Origin of the sequence: Muribacter muris (genome assembly GCF_001038205.1) — a bacterium.
GTDB lineage: Bacteria > Pseudomonadota > Gammaproteobacteria > Enterobacterales > Pasteurellaceae > Muribacter > Muribacter muris.
Genome location: NZ_JWIZ01000088.1, coordinates 1 through 9,060 on the forward strand (window position 1 = coordinate 1; position 9,060 = coordinate 9,060).

Here is a 9,060-nt window from a genome sequence, read left to right on the forward strand (position 1 = left end):
GTGAATGGCGTTTTAACCACAGTGAAATAAAAGTTCAATTTTCCATTTTAAAACAATTAGTAAAGCAGAATTTATTCTAGTTATCTAGTACAGCCCCAGATTTTATGATACCTGCTTTTTCAGGTACGTTGGTTTCGATCTTTAGATTTGGGGAATAAACCATTTATACCTTGTTTATCAAAGGCTTTAAGCCATAACTGATAACATCTTGATGAGGGATATTGAAAATGCAAAGCTGCCTGTCTAGTCGAAAATTGCCCATTTTAGCCTCCTGTATGACGGATAATTTAGATTCAGGCGAGTAAGTTTGTTTGGTGCCAAGTACAACTAACTATTTGAAAACATTATGATTATATTGGTTAATCCAATGCCGTAATGTTGTTTCTTCTAGCTGAAAATATTGACGAATGAGTGAACGGGTTTTTCTATTTCGAAGATAAAATTCGAACACTTGTTGTTTGAAAGAAGGGGGGTATTTAGTCATAAAAATCTGCACCTCAATTAGTTAGTTGTTTAGTTCAACTTTTGGGGTGCAGATCAGGCAAGTGATCTTTTTATTAAGTTGTTTTCAAATACTGAAAGACGAGCCGCAGCCGCAGGTTGAGCTAGCATTCGGATTATTGACAATAAAGCGAGAGCCTTCAAGCCCTTCAATGTAATCGACTGTGCCGCCGATCAAATATTGTAAACTCATCGGATCGACCACTAAGCCGACGTTTTGGTTTTCAATGGTTAAATCGCCGTCATTCACTTGATCGTCAAAAGTAAAACCGTATTGGAAGCCGCTGCAACCGCCACCAGTGATATATACCCGCAAACGCAGATTCGGGTTATCTTCCCCTTCGATGAGGCTTTTGACTTTATTTGCCGCCGCATCGGTAAAAATTAAAGGGATATTCATTTCACTCATTTCTTGTCCCATATCAAACTTTTTGAAAATTTCGGTATTATCTACTAATTGTTTTGTTTGGGCAATGGGGAAAAATCTAGGTTGAGGGGCTACTTTCCAGCACAATTTATATGAATGCACAAGGCTATACCTTGCTACAACAGATGTTGGAAAAGATGATTCAATAATGAAAAAAGTCGCATATACTGATTCACAGGCGGAAAACCGCCCTGATGGCACAACTAGGCATACCGAATCAGCCGTATTTTTTGGTGGTATTTCACCCCGAAACGCTCAATGCCCAACCGGTTTTGGCGCAGGTCGAAGCGCTCTTAGCGGCATTGGATCAGTTTAAAGATCGCTATCAGTTTGTGTTTATCGGTTCAAATGCGGATACCCATTCTGACCAAATTTTCCAGCGTTTTCATCACTATACCCAAACTAACGGTTTTGCCTTTTTCACCTCGGTCAAACCGGAGCAATATTTAGCATTGATTAAATATTCTCAAGGGCTGATTGGTAACAGTTCGTCCGGTTTGCTGGAAGCCCCGTCCTGCCAAGTGGGGACGGTCAATATCGGTAATCGCCAACAAGGGCGTGTGCGGGGCGAAAGTGTTATTGATGTTGCTACAGATACTCAAGGGATTATTCAAGGGATTGAAACCTTGTTATCTGCTGAGTTTCAGCAACGGCTACCACAAATGGTTAATCCTTATTACCAAGCTAATGCGATGGAAAAAGCGTTCGAAGCGATCAAAGCCTTTTTAGACGATCCGAAGAAAGATCAACCGAAAGGGTTTTATGATCTTCCTTTTCAAGCAATACAAGCGGTCGATTAGCGGCTATTTTCTGCATAAAATAGAATGCCTATGGTATTTCTAGATGTTGGACGCACCTAGTCTAGTGCGTCCCTATAACAGAAATTCAAGTATGTGCTACTACCGCATAATATCAAGAAATTTGCTCTAACCGACCGTTTGCGATTAGATTACCTTCTGCACTAACGCGGAAATATCGGCCGCAAATTGTTCTTGTTCCGCCATTTCAACGATTTGTTGGTGGGAATAGGTTTTCCCATTGTAAACAGCCACAATACTGGTATCGCCGATTTGCAGGAAGTTATGCTCACCGAAATCGGTATAGCGGGTTGCCCCAATACTGATTACCGCTTGCGGCGGGTAGTCGGCTTGCTTGAGCATTGCAGCGATATGGTTCATCGGGCCTTCATCCTGCTGATTGTTCATTCGATCCACAATCCAATCCAATAATTTTTGATGGAAATAGCTATACCCAACCGCAGGGCTGTCGATACCGTACTCATTCAATACACCGTTGCGTTTGTGGAAACAGGCGATATGGTAATCGTCTAAGATACCGCCGGCGGTAAACTGATCGAGAGCGATCCAAGTGGGCGAAATGCCTTTCGATTTTTCGCCCCAATTCTTTTTCTCACAAATTTTGCGAGCATTCGGACGGCGGATTGAGCAGTCGTTATAGGCAGCAAAATGGGTTGGCTTTAATGCAATAACTTGCTGATTTTCATACTGAATATCGCAAATCAGCGCAATTTCCGGCTCAATTTGAAGGTTATCCGCATCATTGGGAAAACGGATTTCCTCATTGGAAAGTGGATAAGTGGATAGAAATTGATAATCGCCAAGCTGCTCGCTCGGCACATAAAACGGAAAAATCGCTTTCGGCTGCACTGCTTCAACGGTTTTGACCTGTAAAAAATCCGCCGCTTCGCCTGCTTGTTCTAAATGTCCGGCAAAGTTGCCCGCTACGCCTAAGCCGATAAATGTGGTATTCATTATGTTTTCCTTTTTGTAAAAAATTGGTGAAATTCTACCGCTTGCATCACAAAAAATCATCAAAAATGATCCCATTCTCTATCTTGATAAACAGAAAAGAACTATTTAGAATGCCAATCCTATTTGATTTGACAACGTTAGAAGGACGTTATAATGATTAACGCACGCACGCACGCACGCACGCACGCACGCACGCACGCACGCACGCACGCACGCACGCACGCACGCACGCACGCCTAGCCTAATTTCCCTTCCTTTTTCAGCTTGCAAGGAGATCTCCTATGCAAGTTAAATCCAAACAGCGAGTCGCTGACTTCGGAGAGGTTTACACCAACGAGCGTGAAGTCAATGCTATGCTCGATTTGGTGAAAGACCAAACCACAAATCCCGATAAAACCTTTCTAGAGCCTGCCTGTGGCACAGGCAATTTTTTAGTTGAAATTCTTCGCCGTAAATTAGAGGCGGTAGCGAAACGGCACAGGAAAATCCAAACAGACTATGAGCTTTATGCTGTCATTTCTGTTGGTAGTTTATACGGCATCGACATTCTGGAGGATAATGTTAGGGAATGCCGTAAGCGGTTATTAGCGATTTTTACTCAACATTATCAGTCCCAATTTCCCAAAACCTACCAAGAAAAATGTATCCGTTCGGCAGAAGTGATTTTATCTAAAAATATTCTGCACGGCGATGCTCTTGAACTCAAAACAGTAAAGGATAAAAAAGATATTGTTTTTACTGAATGGAAGCCATCGGGAAAGCAGTTACAACGCCGAGATTTTGTTTACGATGAGCTTGTAAATAAAAATTATGACGCTGATGCGCCTGAATATTCTGATGAAGGTAATAAACCTGAGGTTTTTAAATCAATTAAAGACTACCCGCCCATTCACTTTTTGGAGTTAGGCAATGACAACACTCTCTAACGTAAATTACAACCCTGATGTTTTAAATTGTTTGGCGAATTTATCCAATGATGAGGTTTTTACACCGCCGGAGATTGTCAATCAAATGCTCGATTGCTTGCCTGAAAGTTTGTGGCGTGATCCCAATGCGAAATTTCTTGATCCCGTGTGTAAATCGGGCGTGTTTTTGCGGGAAATCGCCAAACGGCTGATTGACGGGTTAGAAGATCAAATTCCCGATTTGCAAACCCGTTTAAATCATATTTTTACCCAACAGCTCTACGGCATAGCGATTACCGAACTGACCGCACTTTTATCTCGCCGTAGCCTCTATTGCTCGAAAAACGCAAACAGCCAATATTCGATTTGTACCGAGTTTGAGAGTGAAGAAGGGCATATTTTTAAACCGAAGAGCGAACATACTTGGGCAGATCGTAAATGTGTGGAATGTGGTGCAAGTCAAGAAGTTTACGACCGTATCACAATGGAAAATCACGCCTATGCGTTTATTCACGAAAAAGCCAGACAGGAGTTGGAATTAGATAAGATGAGATTTAATGTAATTATTGGCAATCCGCCGTATCAGTTAGGTGATGGTGGTGCAGGAGCAAGTGCAGCACCGATTTATCATAAATTTATCCAACAAGCTAAAAAACTCAATCCCGATTATTTGATTATGATTGTACCGTCCCGTTGGTTTGCCGGTGGAAAAGGCTTAGATGATTTCCGTGATGAAATGTTAAAGGATAAACGAATTAAAGAAATCCACGATTTCCCAAATGCGTCCGATTGTTTTCCGGGGGTATCTATTGAAGGTGGGGTAAATTATTTTCTTTGGGAAAATACCTATAAAGATAATTGTTTAGTAACAACCTACGAAAATAAAGAAATTATTTCTCAAATGAAAAGAGCATTAAAAGAGCCAAATTTAGATATTTTTATCCGTTATAACGAAGGTATTTCTATTTTACGCAAGGTATTAGCGTTTAAAGAAAAAAGTTTTAGTGAATTGGTGAGTTCTAGAAAACCATTTGGATTAGCTACTAATGTTAAAGGAAATCCTAAGCCTTATTTAGATACGAAAGAAAATATTATTTTATATCAAAATGGAGGGAAAGGGTATATTAAGCGAAGCTCAATTTTAGCAAATAAGCATTGGATTGATGAACATAAGGTCTATGTAGGGAGAGCCTATGGACAAGGGAAAGATGCACCTTACCAAGTTTTGAATAAAGCAATTTATGGTGCACCAAGAAGTTGTTGTACTGAAACTTATTTAGTTGTTGGTACTTTTTCGGATAAGGAAACTTGTCAGAATGTAATGGAATATATGGCAAGCCGTTTTTTACGCTTTTTAGTGTTGTTGAAGAAAAATACACAAGATGCACCAAAACGGGTTTATGAATTAGTTCCACAACAAGATTTTTCAAAATCTTGGACAGATAAAGAACTTTATGAAAAATATGGCTTAGATGAAAAAGAGATTGCATTTATTGAAAAAATGATTAGACCGATGGAGTTAGAAAATGAGTAAAGAAATTAAAGATAATGAAGTAATAATTGATGATTTTAATTCATTATTAAAGGTATTGAATAATTTTATTTATCCCTCTAATTATGAGAGTGAAGATATTTTAGATTATGAACATATTGGTAGCGTTAACTCACCAATGATATTTCGAGGACATAGAGAAGAAAGTTATAAGTTGGAATCTACATTAGAAAGACATATCAGAAAGGTTTTTCCGAAGTTAGAACTCAATAAAGATATTTTCAAAATAATTTGTGATGATTATTTATATCATTGTAAGAAAGAACTGAAGGGAAGAATAAAAGAGTCATATATTTTAGCTAATGAGAATGATGTATGGGCATATGGACAACATTATGGACTAAAAACACCACTATTAGATTGGACAAGATCATTTTTGATTGCTTTATATTTTGCTTTTGAAAACCCTATATCAAAAAGTAAATATAGAGTTGTTTATCAACTAAATGCATTTCTTTCAATTCCAGGCGTGATTGTTGAACCTGAATTTTCTATTGGTGCAAGAATTATTTCTCAAAGAGGGGTGTTTACCAAAAAACTTTCTGATGAGTTAGAAAGTATTAACGACTATTTTGCAAATAGTGATGCTGCTGAAGTTATAAAAAATCACAGACCTTTAATTAAATACAAAATTAAATCAAGTTTACGACGGGATATTATGAATTTTTTGTTTTCTTTAAATATAGATTGCTACGCAATTTATCCTGATTTACAAGGGGCAATTAAAAATTGTCATATTCAATTAGATAATATTTGTAATTTAGGAAAAGAAATTGGATTTGTGCATGATTACTGAATAACGCTCGAATGTAGGGACGCAATGCTTGCGTCCGCTACCTAATATATCCTGTTTTTCAACGGACGCCAGCGTGGCGTCCCTACAATCAGGCAAAAATGATGTTCTATAATTGATAATATGAATGAGACAAAAAATGAACGATCAACAACTCAATACTAACTCTGACCTTTTTAATGAATTTAATCCACCCAAAATCTATGCTTATTCCGACCGCTCTTTTCCAAATTGTTTAAAAGTGGGCTATACCACAAGGCAAAAAGCGGAACAGCGAGTAAGGGAGCAATACCCGACTAAAACGCCGGAGCAGACGTGGAAAATTGAGCTAGAAGAGTTTGCTGTACGGGATAACGGCACACTGTTTCGGGATTTCGATGTGCATAAGGCATTGAAAGCACAGGGTATTCGCCAAGTAAATGGCGAATGGTTTGAGTGTAGAAAAAAAGAGGTAGAGGCGGCGTTAATTGCGGTGAAAAAAGGGATTCGCAATGTCGAAAAACGTACTTTGAGTTTTGCTATGCGACCGGAGCAAGCGGAGGCGGTCAGCAAAACCCAAGCCTATTTTGAGAGCTTTAAGCAGGACAGCGGCAATCACGGCAAAGCGCCCCGTTTTTTATGGAACGCTAAAATGCGCTTTGGTAAAACCTTTGCGACCTATCAGTTAGCGAAAAAAATGGGCTGGAAAAAATTGCTCATTTTAACCTTTAAGCCGGCAGTACAAGATGCGTGGCAGGAAGATTTGCGAGGGCATACGGATTTTGAAGGGGGGCAGTTTTTCGCTAAGGATAGTGATTTGCAAACTATTGACCCGAACCGACCGCTTGTTTGCTTCGGTTCGTTCCAAGATTATTTGGGTAAAACCAAATCGGGGGCGATTAAGCCGAAAAATGCGTGGGTACACGAAACGAATTGGGATTGTGTGGTATTTGACGAATATCACTACGGGGCGTGGCGGGAAAATGCGAAAGATTTATTTGACGGCGAAGAGGATAAAAAAGAACAAGAGTATGCAGAAAGCCGTGATTTAAAAGAGTTTGATGAGGATTTGCTCCCGATTACAACGCATCATTATTTGTATCTTTCCGGCACACCGTTTCGGGCAATTTCATCGGGCGAATTTATTGAAGAACAAATTTTCAACTGGACGTATTCCGATGAACAAAAAGCGAAAAGCAGTTGGCAAGCAGTGCAGGGCAAAAATCCTTATTTATCGTTACCTAAAATGGTGATGATGACCTATCAATTACCCGATTCTCTAAGGGATATTGCTCGGAAGGGGGAATTTAACGAGTTTGATCTCAATCTCTTTTTTGAGGCAAAAGGCAAGGGGGAGAATGCTCAATTTACCTATAAAAATGAGGTGCAAAAATGGTTGGATTTCATTCAGAATAAATTGCCTGAATTAGCGGTTGATACGCTCAAAATGAGAGCAAGACCACAAGATAAACCGCCGATGCCGTTTTCCGATACTTATTTATTAGGGAATTTATTGCATACGTTTTGGTTTTTGCCGAATGTGGCGAGTTGTTATGCAATGCGGAATTTGCTGGCGGAGAAGCAAAATCTCTTTTTCCACCAATATCAGATTATTGTTGCCGCAGGGGCAGAGGCGGGCATTGGTTTGGAGGCTTTACCGCCTGTGCAAAATGCGATGACAACCCGCTTGCAACCAAAACGATCACGCTTTCGTGTGGAAAGCTCACGACGGGTGTTTCTGTGCCAGCGTGGACAGGGATTTTAATGTTGCGTAATGCCTCAAGCCCTGAGACCTATTTCCAAGAGGCGTTTCGGGTGCAAATCTCTTGGGTATTGCGGGGCTACGATGGTCGGGTAGCGAAAAGATATTTCTATCTCTCCATCCCCTAAGAACTGTACAAGCAAATTTCTCTGCATACAGCTCAAGCCTTTTTATTAGCCATAATTGTAGAAAACAAAACCTCCTATCCTCAAATATAAAGGATCAAGCACTAAACTGATTTACTTAATTTAGAGAAAGAATTAAACAATATATATCAAGCCTACTCGCTATGTTTTGGGCTTCGCTTCACTACCTGCTAGAATACCACCGTCAATCGTCAGTTCTATGCCTGTTAAATATCGGCTTTCGTTACTCGCCAAGTACAAAATACCGTAAGCAACATCTATAGGCTCACCAAAGTGTCCTAGCGGTATACCTGCCTCTATGTCTGCAATGATTTTCATTCTTTGCTCGCCTTCGCCCAGCATAGCTTCCCACATAGGTGTCATAATAGCAGCGGGGTGAATGCTGTTGCACCTGATTTTGTAGCCTTTTTCGGCACAATAAAGGGCAACGCTTTTGGTATGATTTCTCACCGATGCCTTGCTGGACGCGTAAGCAACGGCTGTTGGGATTCCCACCATACCACTTCTTGAAGAAATATTGACAATACTTCCACCTTTTTCTTTCATCAATTTAATCGCATATTTACACCCGAGCATTACGCCTGTGGCATTGACTCTATGTACTTCTTCCCAAGATTTCAGTTCTACATTTTCGGCATCAAATGCCCCTGATGTTTCTAAAAAACCTGTAATACCTGCATTGTTTACCAAAATGTCCAGTCTCCCGTATTTTTGAGTAATGTATTCGTCAGCTTTTTTCCAATCTTCTTCACAACCAACATCTAAATGCAAAAAGTCAGCACTTAAATTGTCGGCAAGAACCTTGCCTTTTCCATCTTGAATGTCGGAAATTATGACGATTGCCCCTTCTTGACGAAAGAGTTCAGCTGTCGCTTGCCCTATTCCACGAGCTGAACCTGTTATCAGAGCTATTTTGTTTTTTAGCCTCATACTATTTTCTCTTGTTTAAGTTAATTTGATCAGGTTTATCAGATCAAGCCCGATCTTCTAGATGATATAAATAGTCGGCTTCACAATATCCAAATTCAATAACGTGGCAATTTGGGTGTACCAAACAGCGACTATTTAAATATATTTTAATCAATTGGTAAGATTTTTCAATTTTTTGCACATTTTTCTCAAAAAGTGCTTGCATTGATTTTGGATTTCTCTATAATGCATGCAACACAACGACGCACTGTTGTGAAGAAGTTAGATTATGCGGTGCGTCGTTCTTTTTTGCT

At 39.7% G+C, this 9,060-nt stretch carries 9 protein-coding genes and 2 pseudogenes; 7 read left to right on the forward strand and 4 right to left on the reverse strand.

What is annotated here, in order from left to right; genetic code table 11:
- Positions 1–80: pseudogene (locus RO21_RS13015) on the forward strand (IS1595 family transposase); the annotation flags it as partial.
- Between the two features lie 39 nt (positions 81–119).
- On the opposite strand, the pseudogene RO21_RS13780 reads toward RO21_RS13015, so the two are convergent.
- Positions 120–248 (reverse strand): annotated as a pseudogene (locus RO21_RS13780) (helix-turn-helix domain-containing protein); the annotation flags it as partial.
- A 320-nt stretch (positions 249–568) separates the two neighbouring features.
- Entirely contained in the window at positions 569–910 is a 342-nt protein-coding gene (erpA, locus tag RO21_RS10995) for an iron-sulfur cluster insertion protein ErpA (RefSeq protein ID WP_047977833.1), read from the reverse strand.
- A gap of 212 nt (positions 911–1,122) precedes the next feature.
- Here erpA and RO21_RS11000 point away from each other — a divergent pair, with 212 nt between their 5' ends.
- Positions 1,123–1,728 carry a UDP-N-acetylglucosamine 2-epimerase gene (locus tag RO21_RS11000; protein WP_084724303.1) on the forward strand — a complete coding sequence of 202 codons (606 nt, stop codon included), beginning with the start codon at positions 1,123–1,125 and terminating at the stop codon, positions 1,726–1,728.
- Positions 1,729–1,872: 144 nt separating this feature from the next.
- Here RO21_RS11000 and RO21_RS11005 read toward each other — a convergent pair whose 3' ends face one another.
- Positions 1,873–2,700, reverse strand: coding sequence for a DUF5718 family protein (locus RO21_RS11005; protein WP_047977828.1), 828 nt, complete (start codon positions 2,698–2,700; stop codon positions 1,873–1,875).
- Between the two features lie 281 nt (positions 2,701–2,981).
- On the opposite strand from RO21_RS11005, the gene RO21_RS11010 reads away from it, so the two are divergent.
- From RO21_RS11010 to RO21_RS13565, 5 genes are all read left to right on the forward strand, one after another.
- The gene (locus RO21_RS11010; protein ID WP_047977829.1) at positions 2,982–3,626 is read left to right on the forward strand and encodes a DNA methyltransferase; all 645 of its coding nucleotides are present in this window, start codon (positions 2,982–2,984) and stop codon (positions 3,624–3,626) included.
- Positions 3,610–5,139: an Eco57I restriction-modification methylase domain-containing protein gene (locus RO21_RS11015; protein ID WP_047977830.1), complete on the forward strand. Its 1,530-nt coding sequence runs from the start codon at positions 3,610–3,612 to the stop codon at positions 5,137–5,139. The genes RO21_RS11010 and RO21_RS11015 overlap by 17 nt, the downstream gene beginning before the upstream one ends.
- On the forward strand, positions 5,132–5,953 hold the full coding sequence (locus RO21_RS11020; RefSeq protein WP_047977831.1) for an FRG domain-containing protein: 822 nt from the start codon (positions 5,132–5,134) through the stop codon (positions 5,951–5,953). Before RO21_RS11015 ends, RO21_RS11020 begins: the two co-directional genes overlap by 8 nt.
- Before the next feature lie 136 nt (positions 5,954–6,089).
- On the forward strand, positions 6,090–7,694 hold the full coding sequence (locus tag RO21_RS11025; protein WP_053067775.1) for a GIY-YIG nuclease family protein: 1,605 nt from the start codon (positions 6,090–6,092) through the stop codon (positions 7,692–7,694).
- Positions 7,670–7,819, forward strand: a complete 150-nt coding sequence (locus RO21_RS13565) for a hypothetical protein (protein WP_241482498.1) — start codon at positions 7,670–7,672, stop codon at positions 7,817–7,819. Before RO21_RS11025 ends, RO21_RS13565 begins: the two co-directional genes overlap by 25 nt.
- 159 nt (positions 7,820–7,978) lie before the next feature.
- On the opposite strand, the gene RO21_RS11030 is transcribed toward RO21_RS13565, so the two are convergent.
- Positions 7,979–8,767, reverse strand: a complete 789-nt coding sequence (locus RO21_RS11030) for an SDR family oxidoreductase (RefSeq protein ID WP_047977832.1) — start codon at positions 8,765–8,767, stop codon at positions 7,979–7,981.
- Positions 8,768–9,060: the final 293 nt, after the last annotated feature.